This is a genomic window from Pseudoalteromonas sp. AWH4_217 (assembly GCF_056161105.1).
This window is the reverse complement of the sequence record NZ_JBSWYM010000027.1, coordinates 14,962-31,434: the sequence shown is the minus strand read 5'-3', so window position 1 is coordinate 31,434 and position 16,473 is coordinate 14,962. Positions and strand designations below refer to the sequence as shown.

The following is a 16,473-nucleotide window of genomic DNA, read 5'->3' as shown; positions in this document are numbered from 1 at the left end:
CACAGGCTTAAGGCACGCTATGGCCGGTCGATGCCTGCCAGATACGATACCATTGCTCACGGGATAAAGTCAGCGTACGTGCCGCCACGGCCGTACGTACCCGCTCAATGTTACCTGTGCCCAATACCACGGACGGCTTACTTGGGTGCATTAACAACCAGGCATAAATCACCGCATCGATGCCACTGGCACCTACTTCTTCAGCCACTTCACTGAGACAAGCACGCAAACGCATCGCCTTATTATCTTGTGATGCAAACAGGCGTCCCCCGGCCAATGGCGACCACAACATAGGATGAATACTCAACTGCTGACACTGATCTAAGGTACCGTCATCCAGTGCCTTCATCTCATAGGGCGAAAACTCCACCTGGTTAGTCACCAGCTTAAAGTCAAGGCGAGACTGCAGCAGACTCAGCTGCGAAGGAGTGAAATTAGACACTCCAAAGTGCAGTACATCACCATTTTGCTTGAGTGTGTTAAAGGCTTCAGCGACTTCATCTGCATCCATCAGATAATCAGGTCGGTGGATCAACAGTGTATCGATGCGATCTGTGCCAAAGTGCTGTAAAGACTGCTGCACTGAGGCAATGATATGGGCTTTACTTGAGTCATAGTGATTGGCTTTGCCCGCCAGTCCCTTACTCGCCAGAGCCGGACGAATGCCGCATTTGGTGATGATACGGATCCGCTCACGGACCGATGGCTCTAATGCCAGAGCACGACCAAAAGCCGCTTCGCATTCATACTGGCCATAGATATCGGCGTGATCGGTGTCACGTATACCCAGCTCTGTCAGTTGCTTTACAAAATCTAAAGTCTGAGCCGGGCTGTGCTCCCAGTCCAGTAAACGCCAGAACCCGGCGACCAGATCGCCCATTACCTTGTGTGTCATAAAATCGTGCCTATGGTTGAACTTACTCGTTTTGCTTTCTCTGTGGCCAGTTCACAGCTTTCATCACGCGCCAGTGCAACCCCCATACGGCGCCGGCCTGCCACTTCAGGTTTGCCAAACATACGTAAATCGGTGTCGGCTTCAGAAAGGGCCTCGGCGACCTGAGTAAAACTCAGTTGCTGTGACGTGCCGTCGACCAGTATAACACTCGATGCCGACGGTCCGTGACACTGAATATTAGGAATAGGCAATCCCAGAATGGCCCGCACATGCAGGGCAAATTCACTCAGGTCCTGAGAGATCAGGGTCACCATGCCGGTGTCATGAGGACGCGGCGACACTTCACTGAAATACACCTCGTCATCTTTGATAAACAATTCAACCCCGAACAAGCCCCGGCCACCCAGCGCTTCGGTGATCTGCTCGGCCATTGCTTTGGCGCGCGATAAGGCCAGCTCAGACATGGCTTGCGGCTGCCAGCTTTGCTGATAGTCACCATCCTGTTGTACATGACCAATTGGCTCGCAGAAACTGGTGCCATCAATATGGCGAATGGTCAGCAGGGTAATTTCATAATCGAAGTCGACAAAGCCTTCAACTATCACTCTGCCCTGACCTGCACGGCCACCCTGTTGCGCATACTCCCAGGCGGATTCAAGATCAGCCTCACTGCGCACCACACTTTGTCCCTTACCAGAAGAGCTCATGATAGGTTTGATTACACAGGGCATGCCTATCTCAGCGACCGCACTGATGAATTCCTGTTGTGTATCAACAAACCGGTAGGGCGACGTTGCCAAACCCAGCTCTTCCGCAGCCAGCCGGCGGATCCCCTCACGGTTCATAGTCAGCTGCGTAGCTTTCGCTGAGGGCACGACGGTATAGCCCTGCTGTTCCAGCGCCACTAAGGTATCGGTTGCAATGGCTTCAATCTCAGGCACAATATAGTCAGGCCGCTCTTGCTCAATGACAGCTGCCAGCTTGTCACCATCGAACATCGACAGAGTGTAGCTGCGATCAGCAACTTGCATCGCTGGCGCATGGTCATAGCGATCCAGTACCACCACCTCTGCACCAAGTCGTTTAAATTCAATCACCACTTCTTTACCCAGCTCGCCACCACCACACAATAATACTTTGCATGACGTCGCACTAAATGGTGTCCCAAGAGGTTTTACTTTCATGACTTGATCCTTAATAACGTTCAACAGATTGGCACAAACAGTAGCACACTTTGCACTGACAGCATCGCAAACCAGATAAACGAACCGCTTAGCTAATGTCCACCGTCGCAGAATAAGCAGGACCATCGAGCAGACTCAAAGTCAGCTCATCTTTGGATTGTAAAGCCCCTACTCCTTTGGGTGTGCCGGTCATAACGATGTCACCTGGTAACAAGGTGAAATATTGAGCACAGGCCTTTAACAGGGTATGCAGGTTAAAAATCATCAAGCTGCTGTCTCCGCGCTGCTTTAACTGGCCATTTTGCCAAAATGCATAGTGCAACACGCTGCTCTCATCCAATCCATCAACCGGTCTGAATGGTGTAAGGCTACAGCTGTTATCGTACGCTTTCGCACGTTCCCAGGGATGTCCCTGTTGCTTCAATTCAGACTGTAAATCCCTTAACGTCAGATCCAGCCCCGTGGCGATACCACTGACGTGCTCTAATGGCGCGCTTGTAGTGTGGTCTATCTTACTGCCTACCAGGAGTACCAACTCAGCTTCGTAATGGTGTTCACCCAGTGCGCTATTAAGTCTCAGTGGTGATTGAAAATGGCAGAACGCCGACGCGGGTTTGATAAAAAGTAAAGGGCTATCCGGTACCGGATTATTGAGTTCTTCGGCATGTGCAACATAGTTACGACCCACACACACCGCTTTGCCAACTGGCAATGCAATCGACTCACCTGATTCCCATACATGCTTATACATAGTGACCTCCGTTCAGAATTGAGCGGCTATAGTAGCAGATCCCAATACAGTGACAGAGTGCTGGTTGCGAATGTTCAATATAACCAGTAGGAATAACCGGCGCATTTTTACTCTAGTCAGCAAAGGTAAAGTAAAATTGCCGTCAGACTATCGCCAGCTTTACATTGTGCCTGCACACTGAGTGTCGGTCAGTTGCAAGGGAAGCGCAGTCAGGATATAACAAATTATAAACAAAAAAGATAAAGGTAAATCATGAAACAACATGCGAACGTGCCCCTCAACGACTTTATTGAATATTCGCAGGATGAAATGCTCAATCGTGCCACTGCATTTCTGGATGAAGCCAAGCGCCGTCATACCATCCGCAGTTTTAGCGACCGACCAGTACCCAAAGAGATTATTGAAGCCTGCATTAAAACCGCAGGCTCAGCGCCCAGCGGCGCCAACCACCAGCCATGGCATTTTGTTGCTATCCACAGCCAGGACGTGAAGAAACAGATCCGCGCCGCCGCTGAACAACAGGAGCAGGCTTTTTATGAGGGTCGTGCAGGTGAAGAGTGGCTCGATGCCTTAAAACCGCTGGGGACCGATGCAGACAAACCTTATCTGGAACATGCTCCCTGGTTAATCGCCATCTTCAGCCAGAAAAAAGGCGGTATCCACACGGAAGATAAAAATACCAACTACTATGTGCATGAGTCCGTTGGCATTGCCACCGGTTTTCTGATCCAGGCCTTACACCATGCGGGTCTGGCAACACTGACACACACCCCTAAACCCATGAGCTTTCTGACTGAAATCTGCCAACGGGATAAGGAAAATGAGCGTCCATATATGCTGTTAATTGCCGGTTATCCTGCTGAAGACGCCACTGTGCCGGAACATGCTCTGGTTAAAAAGCCGCTTGAGGAGATTGCGACTTTTCTGTAGCCACAGGTAATGCCGTCGGTGAACCCGTTACCAGGTGCTCACCGGCGAGCAAGCCACTGACCACTTCAACCTCATCGCCATATTCATTACCCAGACGGATAAACCGGCTCTGAACCTGCCCGTTATACAACACCTCCACTTTGCTAAGCTGCCCATACTGCTGGACTAAAGATTTGGGGATCAACACAGCCGAGCGCGGGGCTACCGGAAGTTTCAGCATTGCATACATTCCCGGGATCACTCCCTGCATCCACTGCATATCCAGCTTAACCGTAAAACTTCTCGCCCCGCTATCAGCTACAGGCACCAGCTCACTAATGGTGGCGTACTGAGTTGCCTCTGCAGCCGGAATACTGATTTGGTGACGAGCGCCCACAGTCAGCTCCGTGAGCAAGCGCTCCCTGACCGACACTTCAACCTGCAGTTGTGCCGGGTTATAGATTGAGACTAACGGTGACCCGGGGTTGAGCATGGCACCGGGTTCTTGCAACCGCGCCACCAGCGTACCCGAGATTGGTGCCCTGACCTGAGTATAACTCAATGCCACTTCTGCGCCTTTGTACTGTTGCTGCAGCACCGACTCTCTGGCTGTCAGCTCATTGACCTGAGTTTGCCACTCATCGACCTGATTATGTGCAACCAAGCCGTTGCGCTGTAAAGCCTGGGCACGCACCAACTGTTTTCGCGCCTGCGTCAATTGTGCCAAGTTGGCCTGCTGCTGTGCCTTGACCGCTCGCAACTGCGCACGCAGATCGGCATCATCCAGAGTGGCTATCAATTGCCCCGCCTGGATTGTGTCTCCGGAGCGTACGGTCAAACTTTTGAGCTGCGCCAGTACGCGACTTGCAACAACCGTATTGTGTTTTGCGATCACACTGCCCGGGATTTCCTCAACATCGTGAACCAGCCGCTGCTCAATGACATGGGTAGTTAGCTGAGGCGCAGGTGTCAGCGGCTTTTCTCCCGGTGGTGTCGCACGATTAAACAGTCCGGCCATCCAGGCTACTGCGAGTAACAATAGCAGTATGGCCGCAATCGGGCGTAACAGGCGAATCTTAAACATGAGTGGTCTCCAAACTGTCAGAAATCGAGGTCGGGGCCGCTTTATCATCCGATGTTCTAAACACCAAATAATAAACAACAGGCACAACCAACAAAGAGAATAAGGTCGATGCAACGATGCCAAACATAATTGCCAGTGCCAGACCACTGAATACCGGATCCAGAATAATCACCAGATTACCCAATAAGGTCGTTCCCGCGGTCAGCAATACCGGTCGCATGCGCACACTACCTGCGCGGACCAGCGCCGCCAGCAATGGCATGCCGGCTTGTCTTGCCTGAGTGATAAACTCCACCAGGATCAGAGAGTTTCTGACCACGATTCCAGCCAATGCAATCATGCCAATCATAGCGGTAGCTGTGAACAGCACGGGATCCGGCGCACCTGCAATAGTGCGCTCACCAAATTGATTCAGTGCCCAGAAGCCCGGCATAATCCCTATCATGGTCAATGGGATGGCTGACATAATGATCAGTGCCACTGCATTAGAAGCGGTCTGCCAACGAAGGATCACAAAGATAGCCGCGAGCGCAAAAGCAAAAGCAATCCCCATATCACGGAAAACCCGCACGGTGATCCGCCACTCTCCCTCCCCACTGAAGCGATAACTGGTCCCCTCTGGCAGCTGCCATGGTAGTGCACCGCCATTACTGAGAAATGTTCTTTGCTGCCAGGGGATTGCCTGCGTGTCACTCTTTACGGACATGCCAGCTTGCTGCTCATCGGCCACCACATCGGCAATCACCTCCGCAGGTGTACGGCCGTTCAACTCAGCAAAAACATAAATCACTGGTACCAGGTCTTTTCGGTAAATCGCGGGCTCAACCGCCAGAGTGTGAACCTCTCCTACTTCTGACAAAGCCACCATAGGTCGAGCCGCACGACTCAGACCAAAGCCCTGTTGCTCCTGGGTCACATCACCGGAGCCTCGAATTTGGGTCGCGAGTAAGGCGGACCAGCGTTGACGGTCCGCATAGGCCAGCTGCAAGTTGATAGGTACAGGTTGCGCCTCACGCGGCTGATACAATAGTCCTGCCTGCATGCCTTGGCTGATCAGTGTCAGCGTTTGATTAATTTCAATGCTACTCACACCGGACATTGCAGCTTTTTGCTTGTCAGCGACAAAGCGTTGCAGCGTGGCGGGTGCCGATAAAGATGTATCAACTTCCACAACATGTGCTTCCTGGCGCAAACGTGTCATCAATTGCAGCGCCGCTTCACGGTGCGTATCTTCTGAGACAAAAGGTTCAGCATACACTTCTGCTGTCAGGGTACTCATCACAGGCGGACCCGGCGGCACCTCAACCACTTTCACCACCGTGCCATCACGATTAAACTCAGCCAATGCGTCGCGCAGCCTCAGCACCACAGCATGGGACTGATGCACACGCTCGCTTTTGTCTAGCAATAACACCCTCAGCTCTGCCAGATTGTCACTATGGCGACGATAATACCCGCGTACCATACCATTGAAATCCATACTCGAAGGCTGGCCCACATAGGCAGCAATGGCGTTCACCTCATTGATCTGCCAAACTCGTTGCTGCAGCGCACGTGTCAGACGCGCAGTGGCTTCCAGACTACTGCCCTCCGGTAAATCGATCAGTACCTGCACTTCGTTTTTGTTGTCGTAAGGTAATAACTTAAGGGGCACAGCCCGAAACACTGGCAGACTGGCACTCAGTACAAATAACGCCAGTACTGCCCATAACATCCCTTTAGCTCTGCGCGGCGAACGTAACAGTGGTGTAAGTAAGGCCGCATACCAATGATTATCCTGGCTCGGCACAGCCGATGACTTCGTCGTCAGCAAGCGACTGGCAAGCCAGGGTGTGATAAAAAACGCCACAACCGTTGATATCATGACACTCACGGGCACGTTAAACGCCATCGGTGCCATATACGGCCCCATCATGCCGGTAATATAGGCCAGTGGCAGAAATGCCATCATGATGGTCAGCGTCGACATCAATAAAGCTGTCCGGATCTCCGTCATTGCCGTCACTATTTGCTGCTTTCGAGACTTACCAGGCAGCAAAAGGCGGCTAATGTTGTCGATGCCTGTAATGGGGTCATCCACCAGCAGGCCCAGTGAGAGGATCAACGCAAACAGCGTCACCCGATTAATGGTATAACCAAACGCCCAGTCCAGTGCCAGGGTGATCCCATAACACACTGGGATCGCCAGACCTACCACAATTGCGGGTCGCCAGCCGAGAAAAACGCCGACAAAGATCACCACGGTCAGCACCGCAAAGACCAGACTGGCCATCAGGTCATTCACCTTCTCATCCGCTGTCTGTCCGTAGTCGCGTAGTACCTTGACCGCTACCTCAGGCGGCAGCAACTGGGTCTGTAAACGGCGCATCAGTCGGTGAACCTGTTCTGCTACAGCTACCGCATTACTGCCCTTTTGCTTGGCTACACTTATGGTGACAAGAGGTAATGACTGATGTTCATGATTGAGCGCAAGCCACTGATAATGCTCTGGCTCGCCCGGACCATCCTCAATGCGGGCTACATCTTTCAGTTTAACAGCGCGTCCGTTCACCACAGTGATCACTAATTCCCGTAAGGCATCAGAGGTGCGTAATACATCGCCAGCTTCCAGGACAATCTGCTTATTTCCTGCAACACGCTTCCCTACCTGCTGGAGCTGATTGCTGCTCTGAATGGCCTGTAATACATCCAAAGGTGTACTCTGGTGCGCCGCCAGAGCGGTTGCATCCAGCCATACGTTTAACACCCGTTGCCGTCCTGCAACCACTTTGACTTCGCTGGTATCAGGCAGCTGCTGTAGCTGCGTTGATATTTCCTGCGCAAAACGGGTTAAGTCATAATCATCATATTGCTCAGGCTTTTCACTGTACAAGCCCAACATCACAATAGGCACATCGTCCACCTCAACCGGCCGGATCTGCCAATCACTGACGACGGCAGCCATCTGATGCTCATTGGCATAGAGTTTTGTATAGGTATTCAGGATGGCCAGCTCTCGGCTTTCTCCGACATGGAATCGCAATGTCACAACCGTATTGTCGCTGTTGGTCGTGGAATAGACATGCTCGACCCCGGGGATTTGCATTAATAGCTTCTCCAACGGCGTGGTCACCAGGCGCACGACTTCTGGTGCTGCAATGTTGGGCGCCGTCACATGAATATCAAGCATCGGCACGACAATCTGAGGCTCTTCCTCCCGTGGCATGAATTGCAGCGCCAGTGCACCCAGTACTATGGCAAAGAAGAATAACAGGGCGGGCAAGCGGCCAGACAAACTTTGCTTCAGTATGTGTTCCGTCCAGCTGGTCATGGTACTCATGAGAGGTCCTTATCCGCACAAAACAGCTGGTAAAGCTGGGCCAGCAACGCAAGGACTTTGTCATCCGCAATGCGATAATAGACTGTCGCCCCTTCTCGCCGAGATGCAACGACGCCGGCTTTTCTCATTGCAGCCAGGTGTTGAGACAAGGCCGACTGAGCCAGCGGGACCTGGGCATTTAACTCACCCACACTGAGCTCTGCACTTTGCAAACTGCATAAAATCATCAGGCGATTCCGATTGGCGAGCATTTTAAGTAAAGCCTCAGCCTGTGCAGCGCTGTCGGCCATAGCGTGTAGATCCATACTTCCTCCCACAATGAGTCTGAGATCAGTATAATGCAAAACATTAGAAGTTACTAATATTAGATCTTGCTAATATTAAATCTTGCAATATACTTGAATGCAGGAGGTAAAGAATATGAGACTTGAAGCCACCATCAGACTGATCGCCGGCAGTATGCTGATCCTGTCGTTTTTACTGACCTGGTTTATGGACCCACGCTGGGTGTGGTTTAGTGTGTTTATTGCACTGAACCTGATCCAATCCGCTTTTACTGGCTGGTGCCCTATGATGACATTACTTAAAAAACTTGGAATGGAGAATTAACCTATGCTGACATCCCCGCAGGACATATTAAAAACCGTTCGGCCTAACCAGCGCTGTATCACAGCCGAGCAGGCCAAAGCAGAAATAGCGACCAATCTGGGCCTGCTGATTGACGTACGCGAACCTCAGGAACATCAGGAAAAAGCCGCACCAGGTGCGCTGAATATTCCCCGAGGTGTGCTGGAATTCCAATTACCAGCGCTGGAAAAAGACCCAGGCAGGCCGCTGTATCTGCACTGCGCTGCTGGCAGCCGGGCTGTGTTTGCTGCCGAACAGCTCACGCGCATTGGTTACCAGAATGTCAGTGTGATCACTTGCAAAGCCGATGAGGTATGTCAGGTCTTCGCCTGACGGGCGGCGATATCAGCATCTGAGCGAGTGACACTTTGATACAGCCAGACCATGCGATCAAGAAACCAGGTTTTGCTCAGGATCACACCTAAGGCCCCAACACTGGTGCTAATGGCTTCATGAAACCACAAACCTACGGCACACACCAGTGTGCTCAGTGTCAGCAGTACCATAATCACTTTGATCACCTGATAATGCACTAAAGGTACCCGCTCGAGCTGATAGATCAGGATTTGTTCACCCAGAACGGCTTGTGACGCCCAATTGTGCGTATCTCTGGGCTTGCTGAAACATCTGGGATTCAGCCAAACCCAAAGCAGCAATGCCACCAGTACAGGCCAAAAAGCAATGCCAAGCCAGTCTCGCCACCACAAACAGGCAATCATCAAAGGCAAACAGGAGTAGCGGCTCCAGACACTCCAGGGGTTGGCATGGCGTGCCCATACTTCTTCGCTCATGGCGAAATACTTGGCGGCAGTTCGTTGCATCATATCGACCTCACAAGATCAGTTTACTTATCAGCCAGTGTAGCCAGAGTCGGCGTTACCCTCTGTTTAAAAGTGTCAACGGCCGAGTACATTTTCTGACCCTTTGGCGCAACTCGCTAACAGCACAAGCTCCTACCCTGACCTTACACTGAGCACACAATAACAACGCATTCGGGTTATTCAGTTAAGGAGACAATCATGTTAAAAGGCTTTTCTCTTCTCACCACAGGATTGCTTATCTCTGCGCTGCTCAGTGGCTGCGGCGACACCAAAGATCACCGTGGCGCAGTACAAAAGCACCCGGGAGTCTGGCAAAAAACTGCCTACGGCGAAGCGCTCGATATCTCGGCACAGAGCCTAAGCCGCTATGAGTTTAATACCTATGCTTGCATCAAAGTCGCGCAGCATCCACTGCCACTCAGTGATGAGTTTGAGGTAGCCCAGGCACAGTTACGCAACAAAGAACAACTACAACTGACCTATGCAGGCGAAGTCTACCCGCATATCTATGATAGTCAGACATCACTCCCCGAGGTTTGCCAGTCACCGTTATCCGTCAGTGCGGATGCCAGTCCGGTACAGGTTTTTGAGTACTTCTGGCACGCATTTAACGATTATTATGCCTTCTTTGCCCTGCGCGATATGGACTGGCAGGCACAATACGCCTACTATCGCCCTCAGATCCAGAACGAGATGTCTGACGATGCCCTGTTTGAAGTGCTGACGCAAATGATTGACCCCCTTGCCGATGGCCATATCTCGGTTGCCAGAACGCCGGGACATCCGTATTTTGTGATGAAAGACGCGCCTATTTTGCGCGCAGCCCGCGGCACAGCCAGCTATTATCTGCGCTATGACATGCAACTAAGCGACGAGCAGGTCTTCTCTGAGCTGGTTCTGGATTCACTGACTGTCAGCCAACAATACCTGCTCGCTGACAGCATAGGCAGTTTTCCTGCAGAGCGGCAGGAAAAAACCTTACTCTGGGGCAGAACCAAGGACAATGTTGGCGTACTGGTGATCAACAATCTGTCACAATACAGCAGTGACTCGGATGCTGATGAGACTGAGCATCTCGACGCTGCCACAGTGCTGATAGATAACATTATGACCGAGCTGGCCGATACCGATGGGCTGATCCTCGACATTCGCAACAACATAGGTGGCGACGATGCCATTGCCCTGGCTATAGCCTCTCGGTTCAACTCATCTAGTCGCTTGGCGTTTAACAAGCAAGCACTCAATCGCGCAGGCCAGGGCGTATTACTCAGTCAATCTCTGAACGCACACCCCAAAGCCTATACCCAACCTGTTTACTTACTCACCAGTCAGCTGACGATCAGTGCCGGGGAAGTTTTTGCAATGGCCATGATGCACCTGCCACACGTCACGTTAATCGGGGAAGAAACCTCGGGGGCGTTGTCGGATATGCGCTTTTTCACCTTACCCAATGGATGGGAAATTTCACTTTCCAATGAAGTTTACCGGGATGCTCAGGGCATGTTATATGAACAAAAAGGGATCCAACCAGATATTTCCGTGCCTGCCTTTTCCATGCATGCGCTGGAAAGTGGCCGCTTTGAAAGCTACGACCTGGCGCTGAATTTGCTCGGCAAAAACACCACAACATCCTTGTCCGTCAATGAGTTTGAACGTCAGATAACCGCATTGCAGCAACAGGGAAAGATACCGGCGGTCGCCGTCAATATTATTCATCATGGTCAGTCAGTCTACAAAAAAGGATTTGGTCAGGCGGATACTCAGGGCACAGCGGTTGATGCACACAGCCGTTTTTATCTGGGTTCTGTCAGTAAAACGCTATTAGGGGCCACCTTAGCGCATGCCGTTGAACAGCAGCAAGTGGACCTCGATATCCCCATTGTGCACTATCTGAATTTCTCTATCGATTTTCCGACTCCTCTTGCTCAGGCCATTACCTTACGTCAGCTGATCACCCACACCAGCGGTATCATGGACTTTGAGGACGTATATCGTTGTACCTATTATATTCATGAGGACGGAGGCAGCTTATATAATCGAATCAGTCAAAATCCCGTTTGTGCTGAGCCAGTTGATACCCACCCTGGGAAGTTTTTCTCAGCCTATCTGACACAATCAGGCAGCAACTACCACACGCAAAACTTTGTCAGTCGCTTTGCTCTGACGAACAATCAAGCCGCTATCTACACGAACATAGGCTCTGCCCTGGCCGGCTATGTCACTGAACTTGCCAGTGGCAAAACACTGCCTGAATTAACCCAGCATTTTGTCTTTACGCCGCTGGCTATGGCACGCAGTGAATGGGCTGTAACAGAGCCTCGCGATGCTGTGGTACAACGCTATATTCACCACCCGGTTAGTCAGCAGTTGGTCCCTTTACCTGCTTATGGCAACATCACCTACAGTGAAGGAAGCGCGATCTCTACTGCGCATGACCTGGGGAACTTTCTGATAGCTGCGATGCAGCAAGGTCAATTCAATGGCCAGCAGAGCCTGTCTGCCAACGCGGTTAGCGCGATGCTCAGCCCGCAAACACCTGTCCCAAGTATCACAGTTGAGCGAGGGTATTTCTGGGGAATCGATGGTGATAAGATTTATCATAGTGGCGATGATCCAGGCGTGCTCACTCAGATCTACGGTGATTTACGTCACCAAAGTGGTTTTGTATTGCTTACCAATGGGGATTCAGGCAACGAAGCCAGCGCACAGGCTTACGACAATATAGAGCGACTGGTTCTGCAATTTAGCAACAGCTTCACCGCGCACACCAGAGCCACACCTTAGAATGTATTAGTGTGCATGCGCCCCGTCTCTTCTGATAACAGCTGAGGCGGGATAGCAGGTAGCTGATACGGTGCGACCAGCTTATCCAGGATTTTGTTTTCCGCCATCTGACGCATGTGATTACTAAATTCACGACCAACATGGCTTTGTGCAAATTCACGGCTCATTGCCATATGACCATAAATCACCTGAGTATGACGGTAAGCCATCTTTCTCAGCTGATGGGCTGGCTGCGACAGCACATTCATTGCCAAATCGGCAGTGTCTTCCACGGCAATAACCAGATCGACCCGCCCTTTGAGCACCAGATCAATGGCAACGCGCTCAGATGGTACTTCGACTTTATCAAGCCGTGTATCTTTATCAAAACGTGGGAAGAAGGCAGCCCCGCGCATTATTGCGATCCGTTTGCCAATCAGGTCTTCGTAACGCTCAACTTTTACTTGGCCATGCTGATGCCCGTAAAAAACATAGGAGGAAGACAGCGCCATGTAGGGCGGTGTCACAAACGACATCTGGTTCTCACGCTCGGGTGTTCTGACCAGGCCACCCATTACATCAACCTCTCCCTGGGCCAGCATGCGAATACAACGGGAAAAAGGACAGGGCACGGCCTTGACGGTTATGTCTTCGTCACTGTGGTGCTTAATATAATTGAGGATGTCGAGGATCAGGCCTTTTGCATTCCCCTTTTCATCCAATGCGCTGTATGGCGGTGCGTGATCGACCGCTACCAGAATTTGCTCATGGTCAGCAAAGGCCTGTTTTGTTGAATACAAGCTCAATACCAGCATGATTGCTAAAAAAAACTTCATTGCACTACCTACCTCTTGGGCAACTCAGCAACCTAACTCGTCTCCATGTCACAAATATGTCATAAAAAGATAAAATCTTAATCGTAAAGATAACACAAGGTCTCGCGGCTTACTCTGGTTTTTTGTGATTTATTTCGTTTTGATGACTCGAAATAACCTGGTAGGGTCGCAACGAAAAATAGGGCATCACCGTCAGTACATGATCAAGCAAGTCGGCTTGCAAATGTTCATATGGTACCCAGCGTTTATCCTGACTAAAGCAGTATAACTCTACAGGCAAACCATACTGCGTGGGGGCCAACTCTCGCACCATACACAAACATTCCGGATTCACTTGTGGATGCGTTTTCAGATAAGCTTCGGCATAGCGGCGAAACAAAGACACATTACTCCAGCGCTGCTCAGTACTATGCTGCACAATCTCTGCCACCTCAGGCAGCTCTTGGCTCAGCGCGCTCAACTCATCGGGACTCAGTAAGTGGATAGAATCAAAATCAATATAGATAGCTCGCTTTATCCGGCGTCCGTTGGACTCCTGCATGGCCCGCCAATTTTTAAATGAGTCAGAAATGATTTTATAGGTAGGAATCGTAGTTACTGTGTTATCCCAGTTGCGCACGCGCACGGTATTAAGACCCACTTCGATCACCTCACCGTCGGCACCAAATGCATCAACCTGGATCCAGTCTCCGGTTGCCAGCAGGCGGTTAGCCGCAATCTGAATACTGGCCACTAACCCCAAAATGGTATCTTTAAACACCAATAAGGTCACGGCAGCGATGGCACCAAACCCGGACAAGATATACGTTGGCGACTTATCTATCGCCAGGCTGATCACTAAAATGGCACACACAATAAAGATCAGCAGTTTGCTGACCTGCACTAAGCTCTGAATAGGGACACTTTTGGCAAATGGCTGCTGGTTATAAATCGCGTTCACTATGTTAACCAAACTGCTCAGCAAGAAGCCTATACTGATCACCAGCAAAACCTGAGAGACCACGCCCAGCACGTTAAATAACCACAGCGGCGCAATAAACAGCGCTTCTTTGAACGCGATAAACATCAGCGTACACATCACCAGCGAGAAACGGCCGCTGAATTTACTCAGATAAGGGGCAAGAAAACCGATTTTAGATGTTGAGTACTCACTTAAAAAGTGCTGAATACGCGGCAGTAGCCACTGGCGGATCAACCAAAAGACCAACAGCAAGATCACCAGCGCAAGTACATTGGTACCCAGTATCAGCAAACCTGAATAAGAGGTTGAGCCGACCCAGGGAGCCAGCACTTCACTGAGGTGCGTTACCTTCATGCTTGCTTCACCTCATCGACACACACCGTGCCCTGCCCCTGTTGTTGCTCCCAATAAGCAGTCAGTTGCGCATCTTTGTCGAGCCACAGCTGATTCAGGTAAGCCTGAAATGCCACCCGGTATTGCTTGTCTGTCTGGTAGTTGCCCAGTGGCACACTGGCCATTGATAATAGTCGGATACGCACATCGATGCGCTGCAATTTGCCACACATAAAGCTGCGGCAGATATGCTGATCCGGGCTCTGATAAATCACCGTAGCATCAAGCATGCCGTCGAGTTGCTGTGCCAATACTTCTAGCGCGAAAGCCACTCCACCCGCTTTGGGCTTGAGCAAATTGTGAAACTCTCCCCCCTGACGCTGGTGCTTTTGTGCGGTAAAACGAGTCCCTTCAACAAAATTAATCACCGTCGTAGGGTGCTGTCGAAAATGACGACAACTGTGCCGCGTACGCTCGACATCCATCCCTTTAAGCTTAGGGTTTTTAGCGATTTTCGCCTTGCTTGCACGCTTCATAAAGGGCATGCCCAGCGCCCACGCACCGGTGCCGATCAGCGGCACGTACTTGAGTTCATCTTTAAGAAAAAATTTAGGTGCCGGTAATCGCTCTAGTGCGCTAAGCACCACAATGTCTAACCAGCTGATATGATTGGCCACCAACATATACCAGGCCTGCTCACTCATTTGCTCAGGCAAGTCCAGCACGACCTCAGCACAACCAAGCTGAAGGCCCAGACGATTGCCCCGGCACCAGCCTTTATATGCCCAGTGCAGTATGTCTGACACACCGCGCAGTGGCAAAATACACTTTACCAATCCCAATGCAAATACGACAACGCCCCACAGCAGGGTGTTGACCAGGAGTATCATAGTAGCCAGCGATCCAGCTAGCCAGGCTGGTAAAAACCTTTTCAACATACCACCTCCTTCACCTAAACAAAAACTCAGGACTGTTGCGACTTTTCATGCTGATCGGCAGACACGACAGCCCGGCTGTGATCCGCTGCCAACGCCTCGAGTTGCTGATCTTTTTGCCCCCACAGACGGTTTAGCTCGCTTTGAAAGCGCACCCTGAATTCATTGTCATTACTGTAGTCGCCAATCAAATCCTGACTGACTGGCATCAACTCAATCTGCACGCTAACCTCGTCAACGCGCCCAGCTACAAAGTCCATAAAGCTGGGAATACCACCAGGATAATGGATGGTCACATTCACCACCTGATTGATCTGCTCTCCCATTGCCTGCATCACAAATGCGATACCACCCGCTTTTGGTTTGAGCAGATGCTTAAAAGGGCTATTCTGACGCTGGTGCTTTTGCTCTGTGAAACGCGTCCCTTCGACGAAGTTGACGATACTCACCGGCATGGTTTTAAACTTTTCGCATGCCTTACGTGTAGTTTCAACGTCTTTACCGCGCAGCTTAGGATTTTTCTTCAGCTGACTTTTACTGGTCCGTTTCATAAACGGAAAATCAAGCGCCCACCAGGCAAGTCCAAGCACAGGCACGTAAAGCAGTTCTTTTTTCAGAAAAAAGTTCAGAAAAGGAATTTTACGGTGCAGTACCCGCTGTAAGATCAATATGTCTACCCAGCTTTGATGGTTGGCAATAACCAGATACCAGTCTTTCGCTTTCACGGTCTCAGGCATCGACACATTGAGTTGAAATGGTGAAACAACCGATTGGTTGAGATTATTACCTGCAACCCACAAACTGGCACACCCTTTTGCAATGCGGCTGGCGACTTTTTGCAAAGGCGCAATTGGTAAGAGTTTGAGCACCCCTAATAAAAAAATAGGAATAAACCAGACCAATGTATTTATGGCGTATAACAGTAACCCCAGCACCTGACGGATTAACGACATGCAATGTTCCTTTACTACGACTGACGATGGTGTGAGTGATTGCACACTCAGACCATATATTTAGACAAACAAGCTGGCCCTATTACATCATACCGGGGCCTC

At 50.7% G+C, this 16,473-nt stretch carries 15 protein-coding genes; 4 read left to right on the top strand and 11 right to left on the bottom strand.

Annotated features, from left to right (window positions below; genetic code table 11):
• Positions 1–7: 7 nt before the first annotated feature.
• From ACXAH1_RS22410 to ACXAH1_RS22400, 3 genes are all read right to left on the bottom strand, one after another.
• On the bottom strand, positions 8–895 hold the full coding sequence (locus tag ACXAH1_RS22410) for an aldo/keto reductase (RefSeq protein WP_475199792.1): 888 nt from the start codon (positions 893–895) through the stop codon (positions 8–10).
• Positions 892–2,079 carry a formate-dependent phosphoribosylglycinamide formyltransferase gene (gene purT / locus ACXAH1_RS22405; RefSeq protein ID WP_475199789.1) on the bottom strand — a complete coding sequence of 396 codons (1,188 nt, stop codon included), beginning with the start codon at positions 2,077–2,079 and terminating at the stop codon, positions 892–894. The genes ACXAH1_RS22410 and purT overlap by 4 nt, the downstream gene beginning before the upstream one ends.
• Before the next feature lie 88 nt (positions 2,080–2,167).
• A complete protein-coding gene (locus ACXAH1_RS22400) occupies positions 2,168–2,830 on the bottom strand; it encodes a fumarylacetoacetate hydrolase family protein (protein WP_475199788.1) in 663 nt (220 codons plus the stop codon).
• Positions 2,831–3,082: 252 nt separating this feature from the next.
• On the opposite strand from ACXAH1_RS22400, the gene ACXAH1_RS22395 reads away from it, so the two are divergent.
• Positions 3,083–3,760 (top strand): nitroreductase family protein, encoded by a 678-nt coding sequence (locus ACXAH1_RS22395; protein WP_475199785.1) that lies wholly within the window; start codon positions 3,083–3,085, stop codon positions 3,758–3,760.
• Here ACXAH1_RS22395 and ACXAH1_RS22390 read toward each other — a convergent pair.
• From ACXAH1_RS22390 to ACXAH1_RS22380, 3 genes are read right to left on the bottom strand one after another with little or no spacing between them, the layout of a single operon-like run.
• Complete coding sequence (locus ACXAH1_RS22390; protein WP_475199783.1) at positions 3,723–4,823, bottom strand: efflux RND transporter periplasmic adaptor subunit; 1,101 nt, start codon at positions 4,821–4,823, stop codon at positions 3,723–3,725. The two genes, ACXAH1_RS22395 and ACXAH1_RS22390, sit on opposite strands and share 38 nt — an antisense overlap.
• The gene (locus ACXAH1_RS22385; RefSeq protein ID WP_475199781.1) at positions 4,816–8,142 is read right to left on the bottom strand and encodes an efflux RND transporter permease subunit; all 3,327 of its coding nucleotides are present in this window, start codon (positions 8,140–8,142) and stop codon (positions 4,816–4,818) included. The genes ACXAH1_RS22390 and ACXAH1_RS22385 overlap by 8 nt, the downstream gene beginning before the upstream one ends.
• Complete coding sequence (locus ACXAH1_RS22380; protein WP_475199779.1) at positions 8,139–8,447, bottom strand: ArsR/SmtB family transcription factor; 309 nt, start codon at positions 8,445–8,447, stop codon at positions 8,139–8,141. Before ACXAH1_RS22380 ends, ACXAH1_RS22385 begins: the two co-directional genes overlap by 4 nt.
• 115 nt (positions 8,448–8,562) lie before the next feature.
• Here ACXAH1_RS22380 and ACXAH1_RS22375 point away from each other — a divergent pair, with 115 nt between their 5' ends.
• Positions 8,563–8,751, top strand: a complete 189-nt coding sequence (locus ACXAH1_RS22375) for a YgaP family membrane protein (RefSeq protein ID WP_054017626.1) — start codon at positions 8,563–8,565, stop codon at positions 8,749–8,751.
• Positions 8,752–8,754: 3 nt separating this feature from the next.
• Positions 8,755–9,102 (top strand): rhodanese-like domain-containing protein, encoded by a 348-nt coding sequence (locus ACXAH1_RS22370; RefSeq protein ID WP_475199778.1) that lies wholly within the window; start codon positions 8,755–8,757, stop codon positions 9,100–9,102.
• On the opposite strand, the gene ACXAH1_RS22365 is transcribed toward ACXAH1_RS22370, so the two are convergent.
• Positions 9,087–9,593, bottom strand: a complete 507-nt coding sequence (locus ACXAH1_RS22365) for a DUF6653 family protein (RefSeq protein WP_475199776.1) — start codon at positions 9,591–9,593, stop codon at positions 9,087–9,089. The genes ACXAH1_RS22370 and ACXAH1_RS22365 overlap by 16 nt on opposite strands.
• A 195-nt stretch (positions 9,594–9,788) precedes the next feature.
• Here ACXAH1_RS22365 and ACXAH1_RS22360 point away from each other — a divergent pair, with 195 nt between their 5' ends.
• Positions 9,789–12,374, top strand: coding sequence for a serine hydrolase (locus ACXAH1_RS22360; protein WP_475199775.1), 2,586 nt, complete (start codon positions 9,789–9,791; stop codon positions 12,372–12,374).
• Here ACXAH1_RS22360 and ACXAH1_RS22355 read toward each other — a convergent pair.
• From ACXAH1_RS22355 to ACXAH1_RS22340, 4 genes are all read right to left on the bottom strand, one after another.
• Positions 12,371–13,189, bottom strand: coding sequence for a substrate-binding periplasmic protein (locus tag ACXAH1_RS22355; RefSeq protein WP_475199773.1), 819 nt, complete (start codon positions 13,187–13,189; stop codon positions 12,371–12,373). The genes ACXAH1_RS22360 and ACXAH1_RS22355 overlap by 4 nt on opposite strands.
• Before the next feature lie 109 nt (positions 13,190–13,298).
• Positions 13,299–14,504 carry a mechanosensitive ion channel family protein gene (locus ACXAH1_RS22350; protein ID WP_475199771.1) on the bottom strand — a complete coding sequence of 402 codons (1,206 nt, stop codon included), beginning with the start codon at positions 14,502–14,504 and terminating at the stop codon, positions 13,299–13,301.
• Positions 14,501–15,421: an acetyltransferase gene (locus tag ACXAH1_RS22345; RefSeq protein ID WP_475199770.1), complete on the bottom strand. Its 921-nt coding sequence runs from the start codon at positions 15,419–15,421 to the stop codon at positions 14,501–14,503. Before ACXAH1_RS22345 ends, ACXAH1_RS22350 begins: the two co-directional genes overlap by 4 nt.
• 26 nt (positions 15,422–15,447) lie before the next feature.
• Complete coding sequence (locus ACXAH1_RS22340) at positions 15,448–16,371, bottom strand: acyltransferase (RefSeq protein ID WP_475199768.1); 924 nt, start codon at positions 16,369–16,371, stop codon at positions 15,448–15,450.
• Positions 16,372–16,473: the final 102 nt, after the last annotated feature.